This is a genomic window from Lysinibacillus sp. GbtcB16, assembly GCF_019091145.1.
GTDB lineage: Bacteria > Bacillota > Bacilli > Bacillales_A > Planococcaceae > Lysinibacillus > Lysinibacillus fusiformis.
This window is the reverse complement of record NZ_JAGXJV010000481.1, coordinates 1-265: the sequence shown is the minus strand read 5'-3', so window position 1 is coordinate 265 and position 265 is coordinate 1. Positions and strand designations below refer to the sequence as shown.

Here is a 265-nt window from a genome sequence, read left to right as displayed (position 1 = left end):
CGGCGATAGACGTTCTACATAAACAAGGCGCAACCGTTATTGATCCCGTCGAACTTTATTTGGAGCAGCATGCTTGGAACAACGACGTGATTGCTTATGAGTTCAAAACAGGACTGAACCGCTATTTAGCCAAGCTCCATGCAGATATACCTGTACATTCGCTCAAAGAATTAATTACTTACAATAATAAACACTCTTCTTCTGCATTAAAGTATGGTCAGGACAATCTTATTCGATCGGAAGAAAATAGGATGAATGAAGAGGA

1 pseudogene is annotated in these 265 nt (G+C 40.0%); it reads left to right on the top strand.

The features are described from left to right. Positions 1–265 (top strand): annotated as a pseudogene (locus KVT27_RS24980) (amidase); the annotation flags it as partial.